This window comes from Rhizobium sp. TH2 (assembly GCF_024707525.1).
Taxonomy (GTDB): domain Bacteria; phylum Pseudomonadota; class Alphaproteobacteria; order Rhizobiales; family Rhizobiaceae; genus Rhizobium_E.
This window is the reverse complement of the sequence record NZ_CP062231.1, coordinates 2,664,960-2,689,590: the sequence shown is the minus strand read 5'-3', so window position 1 is coordinate 2,689,590 and position 24,631 is coordinate 2,664,960. Positions and strand designations below refer to the sequence as shown.

Here is a 24,631-nt window from a genome sequence, read left to right as displayed (position 1 = left end):
CCTCAATGCCTTGATGGCAGCTATTTAGGCCGAGCGCACGAATTTGGAAATAGCGAAAACGGCTGTTCGCCGTCTTGCCGCGAAATCGAATCCGGGCAATCCTCCATTTAGGGGATGGCGATCGTATTTATCCGGCCGCGGCGCATCCCGCGACGTGCCATTTTCGTCACATGGAGCGGGTTTTGCTCCGGCACGCCATGCCGCCCGGGCCGCAGACACATTCAGGCGCGATAAATATTTTAATAAACATTTAAGGATATCATAGTGTTGTGGTTGTCATGCTGGAGGTCTCGCCAGATTCCCGTCACAAAGATGTGACCCCTTGAATGAACTGGCCGAGTCATCCGTTTTCTTTTCAACCGGTGTGCAATCAGATAAGGATGAGCGCACTTGAACATGGGTGAGGGCGGCGAAGCGCCGGGATCGATTTACAGATGAAAATATTGAAGAATGCGGCCATCGCCGCTCTGACGATTTCCTGCGCAATCACATTCGGCGCACCGGCGGCCCATTCCGCAACGCTGCTCGATTTCCTGCAGGGAAAGAAGTCAAGCAACGAGCGTAAGAGGCCCACGCACAGCATCTTCGGCGCATCGCTCGACGATGACGACGATATGGGCGCCTTCCCCGATCGCGCCAGGCCTGCCAAGGCATTGCCCAAGGTCTCTGCGCCCAAATACTTCACCTACAAGGCTGATCCGCTGCGGCTGATCGCGGTGGCGAAATTCGCGCCAACGTTGGAAACCGCCGCGGCTGATCCCGTTGCCGATCCCAATCAGACCGGATCTATCCAGACCCCGAATATTATCCAGCAGGTCGATTTCGCCCAGAACCCGCGCGCCTACATGACCGACGTGCGCGTCAAGGCACCGGCCGACGTGGCTGCCGCGATCGAAAAATTCTATTCGTCCAATGATGGATTGCTGTGGGTCGATGCCAATGGCTTGACCGACAAGGCGCGCTCGGCATTGAAGGTTCTCGAAGGCGTTGACGGCGTTGGCCTCGATCCCGCCGAGTACAAGGTCATGGACCCGACCGATACGGTTTCGGCTGTCGATGAGGCGACACGCCAGCGCCTGCTGATGCAATTCGAGATCGAAATGTCCGCCGCTGTCCTCACCTATACGCAGGACACGGTTCGCGGCCGCATCGATCCCAACCGGATCGCGGAATATTACGATTTCAAGCGCAAGACGGTCAATCTCGATGGCGCACTCAACGTCATCCGCGCCAGTGGAGATATCGCGGCCTATCTCCAAAGCCGCACGCCGATGAGCCCAGAATTCGCGGCGCTGCAGGCTGAACTGATCAAGCTCAAGGCAGCCGACGGCACCGAGGAAGCCCGCGTCGAGATCGCGCCGGGCACGCTGCTCAAGCCGGGCCAGACCAATGAAGAACTCGCAAACGTGATCGCCGCGATCCGCATGCGCGGCTCCGATGCGCTGAAGGTCGATCATTCGCTGGTGCTGGCGTCCTATCAGAACACGCCGGAATACACGCCGGAACTGGTCGATGTCGTCAAGGCGTTCCAGGTCGAGAGCGGCTTGAAGGGGGACGGCGTCGTTGGCGCGGGCACGATCCGCAAGCTGATGGGCGGCGATACCGGTGGCTCCAAGATCGAGAAGATCAAGGTCGCGATGGAACAGCTGCGCTGGCTGCCTGGGGATCTCGGCTCGCGCTATGTCTTCATCAACCAGCCGGCCTTCACCGCCTATTATCACAACAATAACAAGGAAGAATTCAACATGCGTGTGGTTGTCGGCTCGCCGCGCAACCAGACCTTCTTCTTCCAGGATGAGATCGAACTCGTCGAGTACAATCCCTATTGGGGCGTGCCGCGGTCGATCATCGTCAACGAGATGCTGCCGGAACTGCGTGCCGACCCGTCCTATCTCGACCGGCAGGGCTATGAGACATCGATCAATGGCCAGCAGGTCTCCTCGTCCGACATCGACTGGAATTCGACCGACTCGGTCGACGTCCGCCAGCCGCCGGGCCGTGGCAATGCGCTTGGCCAGCTGAAGATCATGTTCCCGAATTCGCATGCCATCTACATGCACGACACGCCGCAGAAGAAGTTCTTCGAGCGTGATATGCGCGCGCTCAGCCATGGCTGTGTACGTCTCTCCGATCCGAAGAAGATGGCTGCGGCAGTGATGGGTATTTCCGTCGAGGAAATCGACGCCGAGATCGCCACCGGTCAGAACCATCAGGTCAAGGTGCCGGAGAGGTTCCCGGTCTATGTCGCCTATTTCACCGCTTTCCCCAACAAGGATGGCGTGGTGGAATATTTCGATGACGTCTACAGCCGCGATGCGGCCATGGACAAGGCATTCAAGGCGACCTCCAAGGCGCGCGCCGCCGAAAGCTGAGCTTCTCTGCACGATATTCGCGAGGGCCCTTCAAGTTCATCTTGTGGGGCCTTTTGCTTTTCAAATCTCGCGCCGCTGTCGCGACAGAAAAAGATAGCCGTTTGGCTTTCTTTTGTTGACTTCCCAGCTCGATTGCATTAGGTAGCTTTATGGCTACCTTTCAAACTCAACTTCCCGCGATCTTTGGCGCGCTTGCCGATCCAACACGATTGGCGGTGGTCGAGCAGCTTGTCGCGGGTCCGGCTTCGGTATCGGAACTCGCCCAGCCATTCCACATGGCGGGGCCGTCTTTCCTTAAGCATCTCAAGGTCTTGGAGGATGCCGGTGTGATCGCGAGCGAAAAGCGCGGCAGGGTTCGGACGGTGCGATTGGCGCCCGATGCGCTCGCCTGGGTCGAAATATGGGTGAAGCGGCATCGCCGGCTTTGGGAGCGCCGCCTGGACGATCTTGGAACCTTCCTGAACGAGGAGAATGAGAAATGACCGATATTTACAGCCACGACAGCTACACGATCGAGCGCGTCTACCCGAACTGCGTGGCGCATGTCTGGTCCGCCTGGAGCATTCCCGAAAAGAAGGCGAAATGGTTTGGTGGCGGCACCGACGACATGGATTTCCGGATCGGGGGCAGCGAGCGCAAGAGCTTCCGCAACGAGATGGGCGAGCACACTAACGAGACCCGCTATTTCGAGATCCGTGACGAGGCGCTCATCGTGCTCGGTTATTCCATGGCGATGAACGGGCGGGTGCACACTGTCTCGCTCACCACGATCGCCTTCATGGACGAGAACGGCGGAACACGGCTGCGCTACACCGAGCAGATGTGCGTCTTGCCACCCAGCGACGGCGCCAAGGGCCGCAGCCATGGATGGGGTGTGCTGCTCGATAACCTGGGGAGCTATCTCGACGAAGATACCATCGCAAATGCCGGCGCCATGCGCGCCTGACGATCTCAGGCGCTTCGGGACGCGTGTTGCCGATCGGCCAGAAGTGACCCCACCAGTTCCGGCGTCAATTCGTCGAAATGCTCGATCATCAGCGTCGGATCGAGCGTCTGGATCGGAACATCGGAGTAGCCGAAGGGTACGCCGATCGACGGCACGCCGGCATTGACCGCGACTTTCAGGTCGTTGAGGCTGTCGCCGACCATGACCGTGCTCCGGATATCGCCGCCGGCAAGGCGGACGGTTCCGACGAGGTGCTGAGCATCCGGCTTGCGGACGGCAAATGTGTCGCCGCCGGTGATCGCGGCGAAATAAGCCGACATGCCGAGGCCTTCGATCAGCGGCCGGGCGAGGCTCTCCATCTTGTTGGTGCAGACGGCGAGGATCATGCCCGCCGTCTTGAGCCTGTCGAGAGCATCGAGCAGCCCCGGATAAGGACGGCTCTTGCCGGGCATTTCCGAGAGATAATGCTCGACGAAACGGTCGATCATCGCGGGCATCTCTGCCTCGTCGAGCGGATGGCCCCTGAGACGGAACGACCGCTCGATCATGGCACGCGCACCATGTCCGACGAGATGGGTGAGATCCTCGTAGGTCACCGGCGCCAGGTCTTTTGCTGATATCGTATGATTGAGGCTCGAGACGAGATCGGGGGCGGTATCGACGAGGGTGCCGTCGAGGTCGAAAACGACTGTGGGGGCGGACAAGGCGATCTCCAGATTCTGATTGCATTCCGCGTAAATGACGTGGTCTGGCTTGGCAATCGCCACATCTTCGAAATTCCGCCATTTCCTGCAAATAGCACTTTTGTTTGCTCCGAAGCGCGTGTAGATACGTCAACCATTCGAAACAGCGGGGGAAGCTGGCGCATGGACGCCCGGCAAATGAAAATCGAGGCGGCGGCCGAGGCGCTGAAAAATGTCGAGAACGGCATGCGCCTGGGCATAGGCACCGGTTCGACGGCCGAGGAATTCGTCCGGCTGCTGGCGGAGAAGGTCGCCGAAGGCATGTCCGTTCGCGGCGTGCCGACCTCGGAACGTACCGCGCGGCTCTGCCTCGAACTCGGCGTGCCGCTGAACTCGCTGGATGAATTGCCGGAACTGGACCTGACGATCGACGGTGCCGACGAGGTCGATCCGCAGCTTCGGCTGATCAAGGGCGCCGGCGGCGCGCTGCTGCGCGAGAAGATCGTCGCGGCGGCCTCAAATCGCATGATCGTGATCGCCGATGAGAGCAAGGTGGTCGAAAGGCTGGGCAAGTTCCCGCTGCCGATCGAGGTCAATCCCTTCGGCATGACGGCGACGCGTATCGCGGTCGAAAAACTGGCGGAACGGTCGGGCCTGGCAGGCGATATCTCCCAACGCGCGACCAATGGCTCGCCGTTCAGGACCGATGGCGGGCATTTCATACTTGATGCTTCTTTTGGCCTTATTCCTGATGCAGAGGCATTGGCAAACGGCCTCAATACCATCCCCGGCGTGGTTGAACACGGGCTCTTCATTAACCTGGCTTCCCTTGCGATCATTGCCGGACCGGCAGGCTTGCGGACGCTGGAAGCGTAAGACGATTTAGGAGACGGATATCCATGATGAAACTATCTCAGCTCGGCAAGCTCACGGCAGCGGCGATCATTGTTGCAGCTTTTGGCGCGACGGCAGTGCGCGCGGCCGACAACGTGACCCCCGAGCAGCTCAAGGCGGCACGTGCGACGATCGCAGCAGTCGGCGCCACAACCAAGTTCGACGTCATCCTTCCCACCATTGCCGAACAGCTCAAGCAGCAGCTGATCCAGGCGACGCCGAATTTCGAGCCTGTCATTAACGAGGTGGTCGATGCCAAGGCGATCGAATTCGCCAAGCGCCGCACCGATCTCGAAAACGAAGCGGCAAAGGTTTATGCGACGAGCTTCACCCTTGAGGAGTTGAACGCGATCACCGCCTTCTACACCTCGCCGGCCGGCAAGAAGCTGATCGCCAACGGGCCGATTGCGCTGCGTGAAATGAACAAGGCCGCCGACATCTGGGCGACCGGCGTCTCGCGCGACCTGACCAAGTCCGCCAGCGAAGCGATCGAAGCCAAGCTCGCCGAGGCGGACAAGACGGCTCCGCAACAGTAAGGACCGCCTTGCAAAGAGAACATGAAGCCCGCCGCCCGGCGGGCTTTTCTTTTGGGCCGCCGTTCCATATCTACAGATGAACAGATTCAGCAGGTGTTTCCATGTCATCATTCGATTTTGATCTCTTCGTCATCGGCGGCGGTTCCGGAGGCGTGAGGGCAGGGCGCGTTGCTGCCTCGCTTGGCAGACGAGTCGGCGTGGCCGAGGAATACCGCTTCGGCGGCACCTGCGTGATCCGCGGTTGCGTGCCGAAGAAGCTCTTCGTCTATGCCTCGCAGTATTCCGAGCATTTCGAGGATGCCGCGGGTTTCGGCTGGTCGGTCGGCGAAAGCACGTTCAGCTGGGAAAAGCTGATCGAAGCCAAGGACCGCGAGGTCGGGCGCCTGGAAGGTCTCTATCGCAAGGGCCTCGAGAATAACAAAGCCACGATCTTCGACAGTCGCGCCGAACTGGTCGATGCCCATACGGTGAAGATCATCAAGACCGGCCAGATTGTGACCGCCGAACGGATCATCATCGCCACCGGTGGTGCGCCTGGTATGCCGGAGACGCTGGAGGGCCATCAATATGGCATTTCCTCGAACGAAGCGTTCCATCTCAAGGAATTGCCAAAGGCGATCGCCATTGCCGGCGGTGGCTACATTGCCGTCGAGTTCGCCAACATCTTTCACGGCCTCGGTGTCGATACGACACTGATCTATCGCGGCATGGAGATCCTCTCGCGGTTCGATGGTGATCTGCGCCGAGGGCTTCACAGGGCTATGGAGGAGAAAGGCATCCGCATCATTCTCGAGGATGTCTTCGAGAAAATCGAGAAACGCGGCGATGGCCGGCTTGCCGGGACGACGCTGAAGGGCGAGACCCTCCTCGCGGACCAGATCATGTTCGCGATCGGCCGCCGCCCCAATACGGCCAATCTCGGCCTCGACAGGGCGGGCGTCGAACTTGACGAGAAGGGCGCGATCAAGGTCGATCTTTATTCGCGCACCAATGTGCCCAACATTTTTGCACTGGGCGACGTCACCGACCGCGTGCAACTCACGCCAGTGGCAATCCATGAGGCGATGTGCTTCATCGAGACGGAGTACAGGAACAATCCGACCTCGCCCGACCACGAGCTGATCCCGACAGCCGTGTTCTCTCAGCCGGAAATCGGCACGGTAGGGATGAGCGAGGAAGCGGCGGCGAAGAAATTCCCGGAGATCGAGGTTTATCGCGCCGAATTCCGCCCGATGAAGGCGACGCTTTCGGGCCGGACGGAGAAGATGATCATGAAGCTCTTGGTCAATTCCACCGACCGCAAGGTCGTCGGCGCGCATATCCTCGGCCATGATGCCGGCGAGATGGCCCAGCTTCTCGGCATCACGCTGAAAGCCGGCTGCACCAAGGATGACTTCGACCGGACCATGGCGGTGCATCCGACGGCGTCGGAGGAACTGGTGACGATGTATGCGCCGAGCTATCGCATCCGCAACGGCGAGCGGGTCTGAGGTGAGAATATGAAGGCGACATTCCGCGGCGTCTTCCTGACCTCCGAGCAGCCCGAAAAGACGGCGGGCTTTTACCGCGATGTTGCGGGTCTCACACTGGAAACGGTCGGCGAGGGCGGTGCCTATGTCTATTGGCGGATCGACGCCGATGGCATGCAGATCGCCATCCACGACGCCGATGCCTTTGCCGATTACAGCCATCCGGCGCTGGCGGGTTCCAACCTGACGCATCTCTATTTCAAGATCGCGGACCTGCAGGCTTTCCTCGCGCATCTCGACGTGCTCGGCCTTCAGCCTTATGCGATCGACGATGTCGTGGTGACGGTCATCGATCCCGATGGACGCAAGGTTCTGTTCGGGACCGCTTAGGACCGATCGACATTCAGCTGATGCCGGTCTGCAAATGGCGATTTTCTGCGCTTCCGGTGCTCACGTACCTTAAGTACGCTCCGCTCCGGTTCCCGAAAACCACCATTTTCGCCTCGGCCTAAGCTGAATGTCGATCGGTCCGAGCCGCGCCCGCGAAACGTCTCTCGTCTCGCCTGAGGATATCGGCGAGCCGGTCGATCACGGTGCGGACCTCGACCCGGTGGCGGTCGTCGGCATTGGCAACGATCCAGAGGTCGTGGTCGAGCTCTCCGATGATCTCATCTTCGCGCACGAGTTCGGGATCCGCATCGCCGACGAAGACGGGCATCACGCCACGGCCTGCGCCCTGACGCACCAGGCGGTGATAGAGATCGTGTCCAGAGGTCCAGGTGTAGATCTGCGATTCCCGGTTCTGGAACACCCACTTCTCCGCCGGCGTGAACGAGATGTCGGTGCTCATGGAAATCCAGCGGATGTCGTTGCCCTCATGGAGACTGGCGGCGCGATAGGCGGCGTAACGCACGGCGACCGAGCGCTGGACGGCGAGGTTGCCGGTCTGGGGACGCTCCCGGACCAGCGCCACATCGGCCTCACGGAAGGTCAGGTCGAGCCCCGGGCGCGCTGCCTTGCAGCAGATGCGATAGGCATCGTCGCGCGTGCGGACTTCGCCGACGTGATCGGCCACGAAACCCGCGATCCAGGGATCGCTGGCGATCGAGACGATCGGCTGGGTGAATGCACCCCGGTGCCAGTCGGCGATGTTTTCGGCCGCCTTCTGCATATTCTTCACATGCTCCAGCAAAATCTCGCCGTCATGCGCCAGCCGATAACCCTGCTGGCTGCCGACGAAGAGCGCCCGGCCCAACACGCGTTCGAGCGCGAACATGCGCCGGCCGATCGTCGGCGCGCTGAGCCCCGTGCGCAGCGACGCGCCGCTGAGGCCGCCTTCGCCGGCCACATGCAGGAAAAGCTTCAAGTCATCCCAGGCTGAATCGGTCATCCGGTTTCTCCATTCTCGACAAGAATATCTGTATTGTCGTGAGAAGAGTCGATGGTCGCGGGTCCTGCACGGATGAAACACGCCTTTCATTCATGCGTCTACAACGCGGCATGGCTTAACATTACCTCAGCATCATCTCAGAAACGGAGTTGATGTCATGGACACGCAATGGAGCACGATCTGGCAGTATTCGAATGCAGTGGGCAAGAAGACCAAGCGCGGCGCGTTTGCCGACCCGCTGGACGGTCCTGAATGGGAAGGCCTGATCTGGGCGCCTGTGCTTGCGGCGTCGGTTGCCCGCCGAATAGCCAATCTCAGATTCGCTTTCCCGATACGGGGCAGGGCCTACGGGTCCGTCAAGGCTGCGCCCGATCACGGTATTTGTATTTCGTAAATTTCCTGTTATATTAGAAATCGTGAATACCGATCTGCATTGATTTCAAGCTGGCATAGGAGGTGCGTGCTTGAGCGTTGGTATCGGTGCGTGCGTTTTGATCCCGGGAGGAGAGACCATGATCACGCAGACAAACACAGAGACGACCCCCGGCCCAGACGGCTGGGTAGGTATAGACGACAGGAATCTCAATACACAACGCGGCGGCGGCGGGTTCCTGACCCTGATGCTGTTTCCGCTGATCGCCTTTGCGGCACTGGCATTTGCCGCTGCGGAGCTTGCCAAATAGAAGCAAGCCTCTCGCCTAAGAGCGTGCCTCGAAACAACGAAATCCGGCGTTCCCTGGGACACGCCGGATTTCGTGCGAATGGCACATATTGACGCCGCTCGCGGCCTCAAGTGCTTTGCATTTTACCGATGAATGTATATATAGCCGCCAACCCCGCGAGACAGCCGGGCGCTGAGAACACGACCATTGACGAAACAGGTGAGTAAGATGGCACAGAATTGGAACCCGACAAGCTGGAGGCAAAAGCCCATTCAGCAGGTTCCGGACTATCCGGACATGGCTGCACTCGAAGCCACGGAAGCCACGCTTGCCAAGTATCCGCCGCTGGTTTTTGCAGGCGAGGCGCGGCGTCTGAAGGCCTCTCTCGCCAAGGTTTCCGAAGGTCAGGGTTTTCTGCTCCAGGGCGGCGATTGCGCTGAGAGCTTCGCCGAGCACGGCGCCGATACGATCCGCGACTTCTTCCGCGCCTTCCTGCAAATGGCCGTGGTGCTGACATTCGGCGCCCAGCAGCCGGTGGTGAAAGTCGGCCGTATTGCCGGCCAGTTCGCCAAGCCTCGCTCTTCGAATATGGAGCGGAAGGGTGACGTCGAGCTTCCGAGCTATCGCGGCGATATCATCAACGGCATCGAATTCACGCCGGAAGCGCGCATCCCGGATCCGGAGCGGCAGATCATGGCCTACCGCCAGTCGGCCGCGACGCTGAACCTGCTGCGCGCCTTCGCAGCGGGCGGTTACGCCAATCTGGATAACGTACACCGCTGGATGCTCGGCTTCGTCAAGGACAGCCCGCAGGGCGAGCAGTACAAGAAGCTCGCCGACCGGATTTCCGAGACCATGGATTTCATGGGCGCGATCGGCATCACGTCGGAGAACAATCCGTCGCTGCGCGAGACCGATTTCTTCACCAGCCACGAAGCGCTGCTGCTCGGCTACGAGCAGGCGTTCACCCGTGTTGATTCGACCTCGGGTGACTGGTATGCGACCTCCGGCCATATGATCTGGATCGGTGATCGCACCCGCCAACCGGACCACGCCCATGTCGAATATTGCCGCGGCATCAAGAACCCGCTCGGCTTGAAATGCGGCCCGTCGCTCACCGCCGATGGCCTGCTGGAACTGATCGACATCCTGAACCCCGCCAACGAGGCCGGTCGGCTGACGCTGATCTGCCGTTTCGGCCACGACAAGGTTGCCGAGCACTTGCCACGCCTGATCCGCGCCGTCGAGCGCGAAGGCCGCAAGGTCGTCTGGTCCTGCGATCCGATGCATGGCAACACGATCACGCTCAACAACTACAAGACCCGGCCGTTCGACCGGATCCTGACGGAAGTCGAGAACTTCTTCGCGATCCATCATTCCGAAGGTTCTCATCCCGGCGGCATCCATATCGAGATGACCGGCAACGACGTGACCGAATGCACAGGCGGCGCGCGTGCGCTTTCGGCCGAGGACCTGCAGGACCGCTACCACACCCATTGCGACCCCCGCCTCAACGCCGACCAGGCGCTGGAACTGGCCTTCCTGCTGGCCGAAAAGCTCAAGGCGGGCCGCGACGAGCAGAAGCTGGCCGTCAACGCGTAAAGAGCTTTAGCGACATAGTTGGAAAGGGCGCCCATGTGGCGCCCTTTTTCGTTAGAAGAATACGGGTGGATTGAAATAGAGATAGGCGCCCATCGCGTGGACCGCCACCAATACGCCATAGCCTACAAGCACCAGCACGGCGTCGTGTCCTCCGAGCCTCGGCAGGCGCACGCCATCGCGCATACCAGACATCGAGAGAAATGCGAAGATCGCGAAGATGATGAAGGCCTGGTAATAGCCCATGGCCGCGACTGCAAAGAGACCCGCCGCCGCAAGCGCGATCATCCCTGTCCGCACCCGGTTTGGTGCGAAGCTGCGCAGCAGCGATTCCGCCGCATGCGCTCCATCCAGCGGATAGATCGGCAAAAGGTTGAAAAGGTTGAGGATCGAGCTGAAATAAAACGCCCGCCAGGCCCAGGAGGATAGCGCAGCATCATCCGTCCAATACCAGGCTGCAAAGGCCAGCGCGGTGAGCGGGGCGCAAATTCCGGGTCCGGCAAGGGCGCAGAATGCCCGCTCGAACTCATTCTTGTGCGGCGCGCCCGCCACCGCGATGCCGCCGAAGAACGGCACAAGCATCATCCGGTTCCCCTTGCGGCCTGTCAGCTGGTAGGCGAGCAGGTGGCCGTATTCGTGCAGCAGGATCACGGCGGCAAGGATGATCGCCGATTGCCAGGAGAATTGCAGCAGCAAGAACGCGAATGCGAAGAGCGACATCCCGACTTCGCGGCCGTAGCTGCCGAAATCGAACCATGCCGCAGGCCCCGACTGCCTGCGGCGAGTCGGCAAGGATGAACCTGCGGGCGGCCGGTTGCGCTGGTATCTGAAGAGCATGAACACCGCGACGGCGGCAATCACACAGCCGATAAAGAAGAATGTATCGCGGGGCATGTGAACCTGGAATTTGAATGGGCGGGCAGGGAGCCGGACTATACCGATGGTTGCGGCTTTGTCGATACGGCTCCGACGGACCAATCAGAAATTCTCAATGATCCGATCGCGGATGGCTCGCCCCAACGGATCATGTCAAAAATATTGAACGGATATTGTTCGCAATTCATTTGACGTCGGCGACGGAGACAAGCAAATCGATCTCACAAATCCGGAGGGGAAAGCATGTCGAAAATCCAGACTGGTTCGTGCCTGTGCGGCGAAGTGAAATTCCGCGTCGATGGGCCGTTGCGCGAGGTTGTCTTCTGCCATTGCGGCCAGTGCCGCCGCCAGACGGGGCTCTATTACGCATCCACCAACGCAGCCGAGAGCGATCTCACGATCACGGGCGCCGAAAACATCACCTGGTACCAATCGAGCGACGAGGGCAGGCGGGGTTTCTGCAAGCATTGCGGTTCGGCGCTGTTCTGGAAATATCTCGGCCAGGACGATATTTCCATCCAGGCCGGATCGCTCGACAAGCCAACGGCGCTCACGCCCGGCTACCACATCTTCTGCGCCGACAAGGGCGATTTCTATGCGATCAACGACGACCTGCCGCAATACGCGAAGTCATCGCCGAAGCTGGTGACCAATTCGGATTGAACGTGCTGGACAAGATCAGGCCTTGCCCTTCACCTCCTCCGTCAGCCTCACCACATCCGCGCGCAAAGTCTGCAACTCCTGCAGCACGGCGATGTCGATCTTGTGGTGCAGCGCCATGACCTCGATTTCGGATTTCAGGTTCACCTCGTAGTCCTTGGCGGCGAAGAAGCGGTCGCGTTCGGATTGCCGGTTCTGGCTCATCATGATGATCGGTGCCTGGATCGCGGCCAGCATTGAAAGAATAAGATTGAGGAAGATGAAGGGGTAGGGGTCGAAGGCTTCCCGCGTCAGGATCAGGGTATTGGTCAACGCCCAGAAGACCAGAAACAACAAGAAGGCAATGATGAAGGCCCACGAGCCGCCGACGCGTGCAATGCTGTCGGCAAGCCGCTGGCCAAAGGAAGCTTTTGCCTGGAAATCGTCCTCGACGTTGGTCGAGACGATCGTCTTTTCCTTGGCATGCCGGAGGATGCGTTGCTCGGCCTCGCCGAGCTCGTCGCCGGATTTGCCAAAGATCTGTTTCACGAAATCGGCGTGCATCATGCATCTCCTGGGAATGGTGTTGCGATCATCGATCCAACAAAATCGTGCCGCATGCAATGTGACACATTCCGGCGGACGAATGGCGCCCATGAAAAAGTTTCATGTTTCCAACGTTGCAACCCATTCTTAGCCGCGCTAACTCTGGGGTATCATGAGCACGATCAAAGACACGCTTCGCATCGCCATCGCCCAGCTCAATCCGGCTGTCGGCGACATCCTGGGAAACATCGCCAAGGCGAGGGAGGCGCGTGCCGACGCTGCCCGCCAGGGTGCCGACCTGTTGCTGCTGACGGAGCTGTTTCTGTCCGGCTATCCGCCGGAGGACCTGGTGCTGAAGCCGGCCTTCCTCGCGGCTTGCCTTTCGGCGATCGAGTCCTTTGCCACGGAGACTGCCGACGGTGGCCCCGGCGTCATCATCGGCTTTCCCCGCCAGGGCGAGACGGGACGGCACAATTCGGTCGCCGTGCTCGACGATGGCAAGATCATCGCGATCCGCGACAAGGTCGACCTGCCGAATTATGGCGAGTTCGACGAAAAGCGCGTCTTCGTTCCCGGCGGCAAACCGCAGGCGGTGGACTTCCGTGGCATTCGCATCGGCACCCCGATCTGCGAGGACATCTGGAACGACGCCGGCGTCTGCGCGTCGCTGGCCGCCGACGGCGCCGAGATTTTCCTGCATCCCAATGGCTCGCCCTATTATCGCGGCAAGATCCATGTCCGTCACGATGTGGTGCTCAGGCAGATCGAGCTGACGGGACTGCCGCTGGTCTTCGCGAACCAGCTCGGCGGGCAGGACGAACTGGTCTTCGACGGTGCGAGCTTCGTCTACAACGCCGACAAGTCGCTGGCCATTCAGATGAGCCAGTTCGAGGAGGCCGTGGTTCTATCGACGTGGAAGCGCCGCGAAGGCAAATGGCATTGCGAGCGCGGCCCACATTCGCCGCTGCCTTCGATCGACGAGGCGGACTATCGCGCCTGCGTGCTCGGCTTCAAGGATTACGTGAACAAGAACGGCTTCAAGAATGTCGTACTTGGCCTCTCCGGCGGCATCGACTCGGCGATCTGTGCTGCCATCGCGGTCGATGCGTTGGGCGAGGAGCGGGTGCGCACGGTGATGATGCCCTATCGCTATACGTCGGGGGATTCGCTCATCGACGCTGAAGCTTGCGCCAAGGCGCTGGGCACCACCTATGACATCGTCGCGATCGAGGAGCCGGTTGCGGGCTTCCTGTCCGCTCTCTCCGACATGTTCGAGGGCACGGAAGAGGGCATCACCGAGGAGAACCTGCAGAGCCGCGCGCGCGGCACGATCCTGATGGCAATCTCCAACAAGTTCGGTTCGATGGTGGTGACCACTGGCAACAAGAGCGAAATGTCGGTGGGCTATTGCACGCTTTATGGCGACATGAACGGCGGCTTCAACCCGATCAAGGACCTCTACAAGATGCAGGTCTACGGGCTGGCGCGCTGGCGCAACGAACATGTGCCGCCCAATGTGCTGGGCCCCTCGGGCGAGGTGATACCCAAGAACATCATCGACAAGGCGCCTTCGGCCGAGCTTCGCCCAAACCAGACCGACCAGGATTCGCTGCCGCCCTATCCGGTGCTCGACGATATCCTGGAATGCCTGGTGGAGCATGAAATGAGCACGCAGGAGATCATCGGGCGCGGTCATGATGCGGCGACGGTCCATCGCATCGAGCATCTGCTCTACATCGCCGAATACAAGCGCCGTCAGTCTGCGCCCGGCGTGAAGATCACGCGCAAGAATTTCGGCCGCGACCGCCGCTATCCCATCACCAACCGGTTCCGGGATCGCAGCTGAGACGCATATCTGAGCTAGAAACAGACTGATGGACAAGGCGGGCCGTTTACGGCGGGGCTTGTGCTTCCTATCTTCGCTGAAATGGGAAATGGGCGCGCATGAAATTCGGCGAACTGGCAGTGGAGCAAGCGGCAGGCGCGGTGCTCGCGCATTCGGTGAGGGCAGGGGGCGTCAAGTTCCCCAAGGGGCGCCGACTGACTCACGGTGATGTCGAGGTGCTCAGGGCTGCTGATGTCGCGAGCGTGATTGCCGCAGCGCTCGATGTCGGCGACCTGATGGAGGATGAGGCGGCCAGCCGCATTGCCGCCGCCATCGCGCCGGACCACCTGAAATTTTCGCCGGCGACAACGGGCCGGGTGAATATCTTCTCCGCCGTCAACGGCCTATTCCGTGCATCGAAGGATGTTGTTGACCGGCTCAACCGGATCGATCCCGCCATCACGCTTGCCTGCCTCAACGATCGCGCCGACGTGAAGGCGGGCGACATGGTTGCCACGATCAAGATCATTCCGCTGGCTGTCGCGGGGGAGGCGGCCGAACAAGCGATAGCGCTGCTCGCGTCGGAGATGGCCTTTGAGGTCAAGCCCTACGCGGCGAGACGCGTGGCGCTGATCGCCACCGAATTGCCATCGCTGAAGCAATCGGTCATGGACAAGACGCGGCAGATTCTGGAAGCGCGGCTCGTTGCCTCCGGCAGCAGGCTGCTGGTCGAGAAACGCGTGCCGCACCGGGCCGAGGCAGTTGCCCATGCGATCGGTGAGGTCGTCGGCGGCCATGACATGATCGTCATTTTCGGCGCCTCGGCCGTGGCGGATGCCGACGATGTGATCCCGGCCGCGATCCGTCAGGCGGGCGGCGTGGTCGAACAGGTGGGGTTGCCCGTCGATCCGGGCAACCTGCTGGTGCTGGGTGCGGCAGAAGGTGTGCCGGTTATTGGCGCACCGGGCTGTGCACGGAGCCCGAAGGAGAATGGTTTCGATTGGGTGCTCGCGCGCATACTGGCGGGCGAGGCGCCGGGTCATGACGAGCTGACCGGCCTTGGCGTCGGAGGATTGCTGATGGAAATTCCGACCCGGCCGCTGCCGCGATTGGGGACAGGCAGCGAAAAGCGGGCGCTTCGGGTCGCTGCCGTCGTGCTGGCCGCCGGCAGTGCCAGCCGCATGGCGGCATCGGGCAAGCACAAGCTGCTCGCGGTGTTCGATGGCGTGCCGCTGGTGCGCCGCTCCGTCGAGACCGTCAAGCAGTCCCGCGCAGACGAAATGGTGCTGGTCACCGGCTACCGGTCGGCGGATATCGAGGAGGCGGTCGCGGGCCTCGATTGTCCCATCGTCCACAATTCCGATTTCGCGAGCGGCATGGCGTCGAGCCTCAGGGCCGGGCTGGCGGCGGTGCGTGATGATGCGGATGGCCTTCTGGTCGTTCTGGCCGACATGCCCGGCGTGCGGCCCGAACATATCGATGCGATGATCGATGCCTTCCGCGCTGAAGACGGAAGAGCGATCGTGCGCGCCGTCTCGGGCGGCAAGCGCGGCAATCCGGTGATCCTGCCGGCGGCGACCTTCGATGCGATTTCGAAGCTCACCGGCGATATCGGCGCGCGGCCCGTGATCGAGCGCAGCGGCCTTGCCGTGATCGATATCGACATCGGCGAGGCGGCCCATATCGATGCCGATACGCCCGAGGAGATCGCCGCGGCCGGCGGGATTTTGACCGACTGATCACGTCGCGGCGAACACGGGGATATTTCCTTTTTGATTCAGTTTATAACTTGACACTTTAAGTCCAGTTCTTCATTCGTAACCCGGTTCCGGACTTGAAGATCCGGACCTGATATCGCCATCGCCAGCGGACGGGCCTGAAAGACCAGGGGGACGCAAGCCAGGCACTGAGTTCCCTGTTTGGCGAGGGTATGCCGTGAGAATCCATTGGGCGTTTGCCGCCGCGCTGATGTCATCGACGACATTTGCGATGGTCCTGTCTGTTCCGGCCCATGCGCAGGAAGATGTCATCGTCCTTGATGACGATGGTGCGGCGCCCGAGACGGAAACCCAGGATACCGCCGCCAGCGCCGACGATTCAACGCCTGTGGAGCCCGGCGTCACCAAGCTCAAGCGCATCGTGATCGGCTCGGATTCCGCTGTTGCCGCCGACATCGTCAACAAGCCGGCGCCCGTTTCGATCATTGATGGCGAGACGATCCGCGAGCGGATGAATGGCAAGGTCGATACCGCGATCCGCATGACGCCCGGTGCATTTACCCGCCAGCTCGACGAACAGCCCGGCATCATCGTCAATATCCGTGGCATGCAGGGCAATGGCCGCGTCAACCAGATGATCGACGGGGTGCCGCAGACCTTCCGCAACCTGTCGGGCCATTCCGGTACCTCCGACAATATGGTCTATATCGACAAAAACCTGCTGGCGGGCGTCGATATCACGCGCGGTGCCGCGCCGGGCATTGACGGCATGGGCACATTGTCGGGCGCCGCGAATTTCAAGACGCTTGGCGTCGATGACATACTTCTGCCGGGCAAGGATGTCGGCGGGTTGGTGACGCTTCAGGCCGGCACCAACGGCATGAATTTTTCGCGGCTTACCGCCGGCGGCTGGCGCACCAATATCGGCATCGACGGCAAGGTCTCGGTGATCGGCGCCATCAGCGGTTCGGACGAGTCGAACTACCGCAATGGTGATGGCCAATGGTATATCAACGATGCCTCCAACCATCCGCGCGGCGGACTGTTCAAGGTCAATTACGAGCCGGATGGCGAGCAGTCGCTCGAACTGGGCGGGGTGTTCTACCAGAATGCATTCGCCGTCGAGAGCGGGGGCTATGACTGGCAGATCAACAACCAGACCTATACGGCGAAATATGCCTACCAGCCGGGCGACAACCTGATCGATCTGAAGATCAACGCATATTTGAACATCACCGATGTCAAGATGGCTGGTATCGCCGAAGATGCGGAGTTCGACGGCCGTGACGGTACCGATACCGGGCTTGGCCTCGACGTGTCCAACACCTCCGTCCTCGATCTCAACGATTCGATGTCGCTCAAGTTCTTCTATGGTGCGGGCATCAATTCCGACAAATATGTGGGCAATGACGCGCAGGGCGCGAACCCGAACGGACTGCTCATCAAGAGTGGCGCGTTCAACGATACGACGTTCACCTGGGGCATCCTCGGCATTACCGGCGGCATGCGCTACGACTACTGGAGCCTTGCGGGCAAGAGTTGCGATGTTCCACCTGGAGAAGACGATTGCCCGGCCATACCTGTGACACGTGACGGCGGCACCTGGAACCCGAAGATCGGTGTGACCGTCGATCCGACGCCGTGGATGCAGCTTTACGCGACCTATGCTCACACGATGCGCCCACCGAGCGTGTCCGAAGTGTTCTTCCCGGGCGGCCACAATTTCGGCGGCACGGCGGAGCCCGTCCTGAACAACATCAACCTGGTGCCGGAGAAGCAAAAGGGCCTGGATATCGGCGTCAACCTGCGCGGCGACGGGCTCTTCATGTCCGAGGACATGGGTTACCTGAAGATCGGCTATTTCAAGAACCGCATCGATAATTACATCACTTTCGTCACCGACGACTCGAGTTCTCCGACCGTCACCAAGTGGATGAACCTGCCGGGAACCACCACCATGGAAGGCGTGGAAATCGAGGGCGGTTACGATACCGGTTTCGCCTACACCAACCTCTCGCTGACCATCGCCGATACCCGCCAGCCACTGCCGGAATTCGCTGGCATCGGCAACGATGTGGGCCGCCTTCCGGACGATTATGCAACGCTCGATGCCGGTCTCCGGTTCTTCGAGCAGCGGCTGACACTCGGCGGACGCATCCGTTATACCGGCGATAGCGTTCAGGCCTATCTCGACGCGAAAAATTCGGTCGACCGGCCGTCCTACACGCTCGTCGATCTCTACGGTTCGTTCAAGGTCACGGAGAATGCCAAGCTGTTCTTCTCCGTCGATAATCTCCTCGACAAGAGCTATTTCTCCGCCGTCGCCGGCACGTCGAGCGTGCAGGATATCGCCAACGGCCGCGGCCGGACGATCATGATCGGCGCCACGACGCGCTTCTGATCTTGACAGGCGTCAGAAAATATTCCTAAGCTCTCCGGAAATTATTCCGGAGGTTGAAATGGATCACGACGATATCCAGGACCTGTTCCGCTCCGTCGGGCCGGTCACGATCAAGCGCATGTTCGGCGGCAAGGGCATCTATGTCGATGGCCGCATCATCGCCGTCGAGTTGCGTGGCGGTCTGATGCTCAAGGGCGATGTCGAGGCCGGGCCGCTCTATGAGGAAGCCGGCGGCAGGCATTGGCGCTACACCCACAACAAGTCGGGCAAGGAGGTCGCCATGCCCTATTGGACGATACCGGAGGGTGCCTTCGACGATCCGGATGAGGCGGAGAAATGGGCGCGGATTGCGGTAGAGGCGTCGATCAGGGCGGCGAAGTAATCAGCTTTTCTGGAATGCGAGATGCAGTCCGAGCCCGACCAGGATGGTTCCGCCGGCACGCTGCATCATGCGTCTGGCGCCGTTCGACTCTCTCAGGCGGTTGACAATGGCGCCTGCCATGAACACGCAAACCACATCCGCTGATGAAAAAATCAAATTGACTGTCGTGCCCAGCAGCAGGAGTTGCAGCCAGACAGGAAATGCAGCCGAGGCATCGACGAATTGCGGGAGGAAGGCGAGGAAGAACAATGCTGTCTTGGGGTTGAGGACCTCGACCGCGACACTTTCGAGGAAAGCGCGGCGCGCGGATTTCGCGATTGGGCCGCCGGATACGGGCTCACCATCCGCGCGTGCCCGAAACAATGAAATCCCAAGCCATATCAGATAGATCGCACCGACGATCTTGACCGCCAGATAGAGCGTCGGTACCGCGTGAAAAAGCATCGAGAGCCCGGCGGCTGCGGCAATCACATGCACATAGCCACCGACGTGAATCCCCAGCGTCGCCATCAGCCCGGACAACCTGCCGCGAGCAAGCGTCTGAGCGGCGGCATAAAGCATGGCCGGGCCAGGGATGTAGGCGAAGATCATTGTCGTGACAAAGAACGCGATCAGCAATTCGGTGGACGGCATGGCGGGCTCCTCGGGTCGGGCCCAGCGATACAGCAAATCGCGAAAGGCGCAACGCGGTCCTTACGGGAGCGTCCTATGCTGAGGCTAGCGCCTTCACCGCATCCGCCGCAAACTTCGACAGCGGCGCCGGCAAATCATCCAGCGCGAACCAGCCGAATTCGGGCAGCTTTTCCGGCTCCATCACGCGGGCTTCGCCCGAGATATCGGTCGTTTGGTAGATGATCGAGATCCAGTGATGGCGATCGGTGTCGAAGATCTGTTCGGAGATTGTGAGGAATTCGAGCTGGCCGATCTTGAGGCCGCTTTCCTCCTCGGCCTCGCGTCGCGCGGCGCCCATGGAATGCTCCATGTGGTCGACCTTACCGCCGACGATGTTCCAGTGGCCGGCTTCGGGCGGGCGCGTGCGCCTGTATAAAAGCAGTTTGCCATCCCGAAGGATGGCAAGACCAGTTCCCACACCGGGGAAATCGAGACCAGGCAGGCCAACACTCATTGAAAGGGCTTAGCCCTTGAGCGCGGCGCTGGTCAGCATGAAAGCGGGCACGTCGTCGCCGAAGCCGACCGGGGTCGGGCCGTCATCGTTCTGATGATAGCGGCGGTTCTGGCGTGCGCGGTGGTCGTCGTTGGCGGGGTGGGGACGTTCCTGGCGTTCCGGCCGGGGAGCGTGTTCCTTTTTCGCCGCCGCATTGCTCTTTGCCATGACAGTCTCCGTCTTTACTGATTCCGGTTCGCGTGCGGGTTGGTTTACGCCCGCATCGGTGTCAATTTTATGAACCGCAGGGGCCTCATGTCTGTTACCGCGGTCACTCGGCTTGCGGCGGTCGCGGTCGCGGCCACCCTTGGCCGGACGGCGGTCGGAACGGCCGGTATCGGCACCCGCCTCGGAGGGCGGAAGGGCCGAGAGGTCGCCATTGTGCCATTCGATCTTTTCCGTGATCAGCTTCTCGATCGCGTCGAGATGCTTTGAATCGCGCTTGGTGACGATCATGTAGGCGGCACCGGAACGGCCGGCGCGTCCCGTGCGGCCGATGCGGTGGACATAGTCTTCCGCATGGATCGGCACGTCGAAATTGAAGATGTGGCTGACGTCGGGGATGTCAAGGCCGCGTGCCGCCACGTCGGACGCCACCAGGATCTTCAGGTTACCGTCACGGAAACCCTGCAGCATATTTGTGCGCGAACGCTGGTCCATGTCGCCATGCAGCGCGCCAGCCTCGAAGCCGTGGCGTTCGAGCGAACGGAAAAGATCGGCGACATCCTTCTTGCGGTTGCAGAAGATGATGGCGTTCTTGATGTCGGTCTCGACTTCACGGATCAGGTCGCGAAGCGTCGCGCGCTTCTCGTAATCCTGACCGTGGCTGGCGACCAGCCGCTGGGTAATGGTCTTTGTCGTCGATGACGGTGCGGAGACTTCGACACGTTCCGGGTTCTGCAGGAAGGCATCGGCCAGCTTCTGGATTTCCGGCGGCATGGTGGCCGAGAAGAACAGGGTCTGGCGGGTGAACGGGATCATCTTGGCGATGCGTTCGATATCGGGGATGAAGCCCATGTCGAGCATGCGGTCGGCTTCGTCGATAACCAGGATCTCGACGCCGGTCATCAGCAGCTTGCCCCGCTCGCAATGATCGAGCAGCCGGCCCGGGGTGCAGATCAGCACGTCCGCGCCGCGCTCAAGCTTGCGGTTCTGCTCGTCGAAGGAGACGCCGCCGATCAGCAGCGCGACGTTGAGCTTGTGGTTCTTGCCGTATTTCTCGAAATTCTCAGCCACCTGAGCGGCGAGTTCGCGGGTCGGCTCAAGGATCAGCGTACGGGGCATGCGCGCCCGGGCGCGGCCCTTCTCGAGCAGCGTCAGCATCGGCAGAACGAAGGATGCCGTCTTGCCCGTGCCGGTCTGGGCAATGCCGAGAATGTCGCGGCGCTGGAGCGCGAAAGGAATGGCGCCAGCCTGGATAGGCGTCGGGATTGTGTAGCCAGAATCGGTGACGGCTGCGAGGACTTTCGGGCTCAGGCCAAGGTCTTGGAATGTTGTCAAAGGAGAGGTGTTTCCGGTTTGCTTTGTTCAGGAAAACAGAATCGCGCAGAAAGCATGCCGCGCGAGGTTGCGCTGCACTTAGTGCCTTATGGCCGGGAAGTCAAGAAAATCACCGGCTTGCGGCGATATAACGCCGCCTGTGGTAAATTCGGCGCAAGTATTTCCTGACGAAAGCGTGGCGTACGCTATTCGATGTAGGATGTGAGCTTCAGTCCGGCGTTCAGGAAGCGCATAGGATCGACCGCCGTGCCATTGCGGCGGACCTCGTAATGGAGGTGAGGGCCGGTCGAGCGCCCGGTCGAGCCGGACAGTGCGATCAAATCGCCTTCGTTGACGATGTCGCCTTCCTTGACCAGCACTTTGGAGAGATGGCCATAGCGTGTGGTGATGCCGTTGCCGTGGTCGATCTCGACCATGTTGCCGTAACCGCCCGACGTGCCGGCATGGACGACGGTGCCGGCCCCCGTCGCCCGCACCTTGCCGCCGGTCTTCTGGCGGAAATCGATGCCGGCATGCATGGCGAGCCTGCCGAAGAAGGGATCGACGCGGTTGCCGAACAGCGAAGTGATCTGGCGGTTCGGCGCGGGATTGGCGAAGGGCAGCTTGCGCGCCACGGCCTTGACGCGTTCGAGTCTGTCGAGCGCGATATCGAGACCAGAGATCGAGGCTTCGAATTCGCTTGCCGTTTCCGGCTCGACGAAGGGGCCGCCGATGGCGCTGTCGGGGTCAAGCTCGGCTGCGGCAAGCTTGGCGGGGAGCTTCAGGCCCGTGTTTTTCAGGATATCGTGGATCTTGTCGGCGCGGACATCGGCATTGGCGGTCAGCGACCTGATATGGTCGAGTTGTTCCTGCTCGATGCCCTTGAGCGACAGTGTCACGGTCGAAAAGAGCTTGTCGGCACGATCGGCGACATTGCCATCGATGGCAGCGAAAGACAGGGCACGCGTCTTTGCCGGTTTGGATTTGCCTATCAGGGTGTCGAAGCTTTCGATGCTCGCATGTTTGTCGGCATCGGTCGTGTCGAGGCTCTCGGTCGAGTCGAGCGGCTGATCTTCGGTTGGCGTGGCGATTTCGGTGTCGAGGCCGGAATTCTCGGCGCGTTCCAGCACGGAACCAAGCTTGCCCTGGCGGTTGGCGAGCGCCATCTGCTGTTCCATCAACTTCTCGACCTTGTCCTCGACGACCTGCTGGTCGAGAAGCTGGCGCGAGGTGATGCGGTCGACCTGGGCGCGGAGTGCCGCGATCCGGTCCTCGTATTCATGCTGCATGCGCGCTTGGCGGGCCATGGACGCACCCATCAGATCGTCACGCAGGACGAGATAGGCGGTGGCAGAGAGATATCCGATGGTGAAAAGCCCGAAAAAGGACACGGCGAGTGCCGCCATCCAGGGGCGGATCGTCATATGGCGGACGCGTTCGCCGCTCGCGAGAATAAGCACGTGGCTTTCCCCGCGCCGTCCGAAGATCCGGTTCGCTCCTGTGCCTGACACCTCAATATCCTCCACCGGGATAACGCGAAAAACAGAGGGGTCCAGCAAGACTCCTTCATGCCGGTGATTACAAACTATTAAGGTTAACAATCCGTCTATGCCGTGGAATGCAGCGGCTCAGGCATTCGATATCGAGGACAGCGAGCGGTAGAAACTCGGGGTCAGGCCGGCCTCGGCGCGAGCGATGTCGTTGAAGGGCGGCTTCAGCCCACCACGGAAATTCGTGCGCACCAGTTCCTTGAAGGCGGCGGCCGGATCGCGCTTTTCGCGGGCGCACAAGAAGCGGAACCATTTGGCGCCGACGGCGACATGGCCCTTTTCGTCCTCGTAGATCACCGAGAAAATCTCGGCACTTTCGATGTCGCCGAGTTCGATCAGCTTGTCGCGCATCGAGGGTGTGACGTCCAACCCGCGCGCTTCGAGAATGAGCGGCACGACGGCGAGGCGGGCGGTCAGGTCGTTGCGGGTGTGGTGGGCCGCTTCCCAGAGGCCGTCATGGGCCGGCAGATCGCCGTAGTCCGCATCGAGGTCGCGGAGGCGCTGGCGCACCATGCCGAAATGCTTGGCTTCCTCCGATGCCACCAGCATCCAGCCGTCGAAGAAGGAGCGCGGCACGGGCTGGTCAGCGAAACGGGCGACGATGTCGAGTGCGAGATCAACCGCATTGAGTTCGATATGGCAGATGGCGTGGAGCAGCGCGACGCGGCCGTGTTTGGTATGCAGCGAGCGCTTCTTCATCTGGTTGGGCGGAACGAGAAGCGGTTTGTCCGGCCGGCCCGGCCGCGTGGGCGAGGGCGGGTCGAGCGGCGAGCGCAGCGAGAGCGTCCGCGCGGACCAGGCCTTCGCGGTCGCCTGCGTCAGCCGCACCTTCTCATCGAGATCGGCAGCCGAGATCGCCGCGATGGCACCGGCGCGCAGCGTGTCGAAGGGGAGATCGCGAGTCATATGAATCACCTGGGCCTGTTTCTTGCGGCGCCGATTCTGGTCCCTAAAGCGCCTTGGCCGCTTCCAGCACCGTATCGACATGGTTCTTCAATCGCACATTGTCCCATACCCCAGCAATCCGGCCTTCCGCGTCGATCAGAAATGTCGATCGCACCACGCCCATATAGGTGATGCCGAAGGTCTTTTTCTGGTGCCAGACGTCGTAGGCGTCGATCACCTTGCGGTCCTCGTCGGCGCCGAGCGTGATGCCGAGCTTGTGCTTGGCGCAGAACTTGTCGTGCTTCTTCACGCTGTCGGGGGACACGCCGATGACAGTCGCTCCCGCTGTCCTGAACGCCTCGGCCTTGCCGGTAAAATCGATCGCTTGCAGTGTGCAGGTCTGGGTGTCATCCTGCGGATAAAAGTAGAGCACCACTTTTTTGCCCCGATGTTCGCTAAGAGAGACCACGCCGCCGCCGTTTTTCGGCAAGGTAAAGTCAGGGGCAAGGTCGCCGATCTTGAGGTGGGTCATGTTGCCAATCGATCCCGTGTTTGAATAACTCTGCACAAGGTCCGGGAATCATTATCCCGTTGCCGGTCTTGTACGGGGATTT

General features: G+C 60.8%; 25 protein-coding genes. 15 read left to right on the top strand and 10 right to left on the bottom strand.

Annotation, left to right across the window (positions count from 1 at the left end; all coding sequences use genetic code 11):
- The first annotated feature begins 434 nt into the window (after positions 1-434).
- The 3 genes from IHQ71_RS13465 (at position 435) to IHQ71_RS13455 (ending at position 3,318) form a co-directional block, all read left to right on the top strand.
- The gene (locus tag IHQ71_RS13465) at positions 435-2,372 is read left to right on the top strand and encodes a murein L,D-transpeptidase (RefSeq protein WP_258162443.1); all 1,938 of its coding nucleotides are present in this window, start codon (positions 435-437) and stop codon (positions 2,370-2,372) included.
- Positions 2,373-2,521: 149 nt separating this feature from the next.
- Entirely contained in the window at positions 2,522-2,854 is a 333-nt protein-coding gene (locus tag IHQ71_RS13460; RefSeq protein ID WP_258162442.1) for a helix-turn-helix transcriptional regulator, read from the top strand.
- Positions 2,851-3,318 (top strand): SRPBCC domain-containing protein, encoded by a 468-nt coding sequence (locus IHQ71_RS13455; protein WP_258162441.1) that lies wholly within the window; start codon positions 2,851-2,853, stop codon positions 3,316-3,318. The genes IHQ71_RS13460 and IHQ71_RS13455 overlap by 4 nt, the downstream gene beginning before the upstream one ends.
- Before the next feature lie 5 nt (positions 3,319-3,323).
- On the opposite strand, the gene IHQ71_RS13450 is transcribed toward IHQ71_RS13455, so the two are convergent.
- On the bottom strand, positions 3,324-4,022 hold the full coding sequence (locus tag IHQ71_RS13450) for an HAD family hydrolase (RefSeq protein WP_258162440.1): 699 nt from the start codon (positions 4,020-4,022) through the stop codon (positions 3,324-3,326).
- A gap of 162 nt (positions 4,023-4,184) precedes the next feature.
- Here IHQ71_RS13450 and rpiA point away from each other — a divergent pair, with 162 nt between their 5' ends.
- From rpiA to IHQ71_RS13430, 4 genes are all read left to right on the top strand, one after another.
- Positions 4,185-4,877, top strand: a complete 693-nt coding sequence (gene rpiA, locus IHQ71_RS13445) for a ribose-5-phosphate isomerase RpiA (protein WP_258162439.1) — start codon at positions 4,185-4,187, stop codon at positions 4,875-4,877.
- 23 nt (positions 4,878-4,900) lie between these two features.
- A complete protein-coding gene (locus IHQ71_RS13440) occupies positions 4,901-5,431 on the top strand; it encodes a DUF2059 domain-containing protein (RefSeq protein ID WP_258162438.1) in 531 nt (176 codons plus the stop codon).
- Positions 5,432-5,532: 101 nt separating this feature from the next.
- Complete coding sequence (gene gor / locus IHQ71_RS13435) at positions 5,533-6,921, top strand: glutathione-disulfide reductase (protein ID WP_258162437.1); 1,389 nt, start codon at positions 5,533-5,535, stop codon at positions 6,919-6,921.
- Positions 6,922-6,930: 9 nt separating this feature from the next.
- Positions 6,931-7,290: a VOC family protein gene (locus IHQ71_RS13430; RefSeq protein ID WP_258162436.1), complete on the top strand. Its 360-nt coding sequence runs from the start codon at positions 6,931-6,933 to the stop codon at positions 7,288-7,290.
- A gap of 118 nt (positions 7,291-7,408) precedes the next feature.
- Here the strand turns inward: IHQ71_RS13430 and IHQ71_RS13425 are convergent, their stop codons facing one another.
- Entirely contained in the window at positions 7,409-8,290 is an 882-nt protein-coding gene (locus tag IHQ71_RS13425) for a LysR family transcriptional regulator (RefSeq protein WP_258162435.1), read from the bottom strand.
- A gap of 157 nt (positions 8,291-8,447) precedes the next feature.
- Here IHQ71_RS13425 and IHQ71_RS13420 point away from each other — a divergent pair, with 157 nt between their 5' ends.
- The 3 genes from IHQ71_RS13420 to IHQ71_RS13410 all read left to right on the top strand — a co-directional run bounded on the left by IHQ71_RS13420 (position 8,448) and on the right by IHQ71_RS13410 (position 10,554).
- Entirely contained in the window at positions 8,448-8,684 is a 237-nt protein-coding gene (locus IHQ71_RS13420) for a hypothetical protein (RefSeq protein ID WP_258162434.1), read from the top strand.
- A 118-nt stretch (positions 8,685-8,802) separates the two neighbouring features.
- Positions 8,803-8,973, top strand: coding sequence for a hypothetical protein (locus IHQ71_RS13415; protein ID WP_258162433.1), 171 nt, complete (start codon positions 8,803-8,805; stop codon positions 8,971-8,973).
- Positions 8,974-9,180: 207 nt separating this feature from the next.
- Positions 9,181-10,554 (top strand): class II 3-deoxy-7-phosphoheptulonate synthase, encoded by a 1,374-nt coding sequence (locus tag IHQ71_RS13410; RefSeq protein WP_258162432.1) that lies wholly within the window; start codon positions 9,181-9,183, stop codon positions 10,552-10,554.
- A gap of 51 nt (positions 10,555-10,605) precedes the next feature.
- On the opposite strand, the gene IHQ71_RS13405 is transcribed toward IHQ71_RS13410, so the two are convergent.
- Positions 10,606-11,445, bottom strand: coding sequence for a metalloprotease (locus tag IHQ71_RS13405; protein ID WP_258162431.1), 840 nt, complete (start codon positions 11,443-11,445; stop codon positions 10,606-10,608).
- Positions 11,446-11,670: 225 nt separating this feature from the next.
- Between IHQ71_RS13405 and IHQ71_RS13400 the strand changes: the two genes are divergently transcribed.
- Positions 11,671-12,090, top strand: a complete 420-nt coding sequence (locus tag IHQ71_RS13400) for a GFA family protein (protein ID WP_258162430.1) — start codon at positions 11,671-11,673, stop codon at positions 12,088-12,090.
- 15 nt (positions 12,091-12,105) lie between these two features.
- On the opposite strand, the gene IHQ71_RS13395 is transcribed toward IHQ71_RS13400, so the two are convergent.
- Positions 12,106-12,633 carry a DUF1003 domain-containing protein gene (locus tag IHQ71_RS13395; protein ID WP_374989991.1) on the bottom strand — a complete coding sequence of 176 codons (528 nt, stop codon included), beginning with the start codon at positions 12,631-12,633 and terminating at the stop codon, positions 12,106-12,108.
- Between the two features lie 151 nt (positions 12,634-12,784).
- Between IHQ71_RS13395 and IHQ71_RS13390 the strand changes: the two genes are divergently transcribed.
- From IHQ71_RS13390 to IHQ71_RS13375, 4 genes are all read left to right on the top strand, one after another.
- Positions 12,785-14,458 (top strand): NAD+ synthase, encoded by a 1,674-nt coding sequence (locus IHQ71_RS13390; protein ID WP_258162429.1) that lies wholly within the window; start codon positions 12,785-12,787, stop codon positions 14,456-14,458.
- Positions 14,459-14,556: 98 nt separating this feature from the next.
- Positions 14,557-16,176: a molybdopterin-binding/glycosyltransferase family 2 protein gene (locus IHQ71_RS13385; RefSeq protein WP_258162428.1), complete on the top strand. Its 1,620-nt coding sequence runs from the start codon at positions 14,557-14,559 to the stop codon at positions 16,174-16,176.
- Between the two features lie 196 nt (positions 16,177-16,372).
- Positions 16,373-18,556 carry a TonB-dependent receptor domain-containing protein gene (locus IHQ71_RS13380; RefSeq protein WP_258162427.1) on the top strand — a complete coding sequence of 728 codons (2,184 nt, stop codon included), beginning with the start codon at positions 16,373-16,375 and terminating at the stop codon, positions 18,554-18,556.
- A gap of 58 nt (positions 18,557-18,614) precedes the next feature.
- Positions 18,615-18,938, top strand: a complete 324-nt coding sequence (locus IHQ71_RS13375; protein WP_258162426.1) for a TfoX/Sxy family protein — start codon at positions 18,615-18,617, stop codon at positions 18,936-18,938.
- On the opposite strand, the gene IHQ71_RS13370 is transcribed toward IHQ71_RS13375, so the two are convergent.
- The 6 genes from IHQ71_RS13370 to bcp form a co-directional block, all read right to left on the bottom strand.
- The gene (locus IHQ71_RS13370) at positions 18,939-19,571 is read right to left on the bottom strand and encodes a LysE family translocator (RefSeq protein ID WP_258162425.1); all 633 of its coding nucleotides are present in this window, start codon (positions 19,569-19,571) and stop codon (positions 18,939-18,941) included. It abuts the gene before it with no gap.
- Positions 19,572-19,644: 73 nt separating this feature from the next.
- Complete coding sequence (locus IHQ71_RS13365; RefSeq protein ID WP_258162424.1) at positions 19,645-20,064, bottom strand: NUDIX domain-containing protein; 420 nt, start codon at positions 20,062-20,064, stop codon at positions 19,645-19,647.
- A gap of 9 nt (positions 20,065-20,073) precedes the next feature.
- Positions 20,074-21,603: a DEAD/DEAH box helicase gene (locus IHQ71_RS13360; protein WP_258162423.1), complete on the bottom strand. Its 1,530-nt coding sequence runs from the start codon at positions 21,601-21,603 to the stop codon at positions 20,074-20,076.
- Positions 21,604-21,788: 185 nt separating this feature from the next.
- On the bottom strand, positions 21,789-23,042 hold the full coding sequence (locus IHQ71_RS13355) for a M23 family metallopeptidase (RefSeq protein WP_258162422.1): 1,254 nt from the start codon (positions 23,040-23,042) through the stop codon (positions 21,789-21,791).
- A gap of 168 nt (positions 23,043-23,210) precedes the next feature.
- On the bottom strand, positions 23,211-24,038 hold the full coding sequence (locus tag IHQ71_RS13350) for a ferritin-like domain-containing protein (protein WP_258162421.1): 828 nt from the start codon (positions 24,036-24,038) through the stop codon (positions 23,211-23,213).
- Positions 24,039-24,081: 43 nt separating this feature from the next.
- Positions 24,082-24,549 carry a thioredoxin-dependent thiol peroxidase gene (gene bcp, locus IHQ71_RS13345; protein ID WP_258162420.1) on the bottom strand — a complete coding sequence of 156 codons (468 nt, stop codon included), beginning with the start codon at positions 24,547-24,549 and terminating at the stop codon, positions 24,082-24,084.
- Positions 24,550-24,631: the final 82 nt, after the last annotated feature.

Coding starts and splice junctions, on each gene's coding strand:
- IHQ71_RS13465 (WP_258162443.1), top strand. CDS start 435: ATGAAAATATTGAAGAATGCGGCCATCGCCGCTCTGACGATTTCCTGC.
- gor (WP_258162437.1), top strand. CDS start 5,533: ATGTCATCATTCGATTTTGATCTCTTCGTCATCGGCGGCGGTTCCGGA.
- IHQ71_RS13375 (WP_258162426.1), top strand. CDS start 18,615: ATGGATCACGACGATATCCAGGACCTGTTCCGCTCCGTCGGGCCGGTC.
- IHQ71_RS13370 (WP_258162425.1), bottom strand. CDS start 19,571: ATGCCGTCCACCGAATTGCTGATCGCGTTCTTTGTCACGACAATGATC.
- bcp (WP_258162420.1), bottom strand. CDS start 24,549: ATGACCCACCTCAAGATCGGCGACCTTGCCCCTGACTTTACCTTGCCG.
- IHQ71_RS13410 (WP_258162432.1), top strand. CDS start 9,181: ATGGCACAGAATTGGAACCCGACAAGCTGGAGGCAAAAGCCCATTCAG.
- IHQ71_RS13420 (WP_258162434.1), top strand. CDS start 8,448: ATGGACACGCAATGGAGCACGATCTGGCAGTATTCGAATGCAGTGGGC.
- IHQ71_RS13390 (WP_258162429.1), top strand. CDS start 12,785: ATGAGCACGATCAAAGACACGCTTCGCATCGCCATCGCCCAGCTCAAT.
- IHQ71_RS13460 (WP_258162442.1), top strand. CDS start 2,522: ATGGCTACCTTTCAAACTCAACTTCCCGCGATCTTTGGCGCGCTTGCC.
- IHQ71_RS13350 (WP_258162421.1), bottom strand. CDS start 24,038: ATGACTCGCGATCTCCCCTTCGACACGCTGCGCGCCGGTGCCATCGCG.
- rpiA (WP_258162439.1), top strand. CDS start 4,185: ATGGACGCCCGGCAAATGAAAATCGAGGCGGCGGCCGAGGCGCTGAAA.
- IHQ71_RS13415 (WP_258162433.1), top strand. CDS start 8,803: ATGATCACGCAGACAAACACAGAGACGACCCCCGGCCCAGACGGCTGG.
- IHQ71_RS13430 (WP_258162436.1), top strand. CDS start 6,931: ATGAAGGCGACATTCCGCGGCGTCTTCCTGACCTCCGAGCAGCCCGAA.
- IHQ71_RS13365 (WP_258162424.1), bottom strand. CDS start 20,064: ATGAGTGTTGGCCTGCCTGGTCTCGATTTCCCCGGTGTGGGAACTGGT.
- IHQ71_RS13395 (WP_374989991.1), bottom strand. CDS start 12,633: ATGATGCACGCCGATTTCGTGAAACAGATCTTTGGCAAATCCGGCGAC.
- IHQ71_RS13385 (WP_258162428.1), top strand. CDS start 14,557: ATGAAATTCGGCGAACTGGCAGTGGAGCAAGCGGCAGGCGCGGTGCTC.
- IHQ71_RS13400 (WP_258162430.1), top strand. CDS start 11,671: ATGTCGAAAATCCAGACTGGTTCGTGCCTGTGCGGCGAAGTGAAATTC.
- IHQ71_RS13425 (WP_258162435.1), bottom strand. CDS start 8,290: ATGACCGATTCAGCCTGGGATGACTTGAAGCTTTTCCTGCATGTGGCC.
- IHQ71_RS13455 (WP_258162441.1), top strand. CDS start 2,851: ATGACCGATATTTACAGCCACGACAGCTACACGATCGAGCGCGTCTAC.
- IHQ71_RS13405 (WP_258162431.1), bottom strand. CDS start 11,445: ATGCCCCGCGATACATTCTTCTTTATCGGCTGTGTGATTGCCGCCGTC.
- IHQ71_RS13440 (WP_258162438.1), top strand. CDS start 4,901: ATGATGAAACTATCTCAGCTCGGCAAGCTCACGGCAGCGGCGATCATT.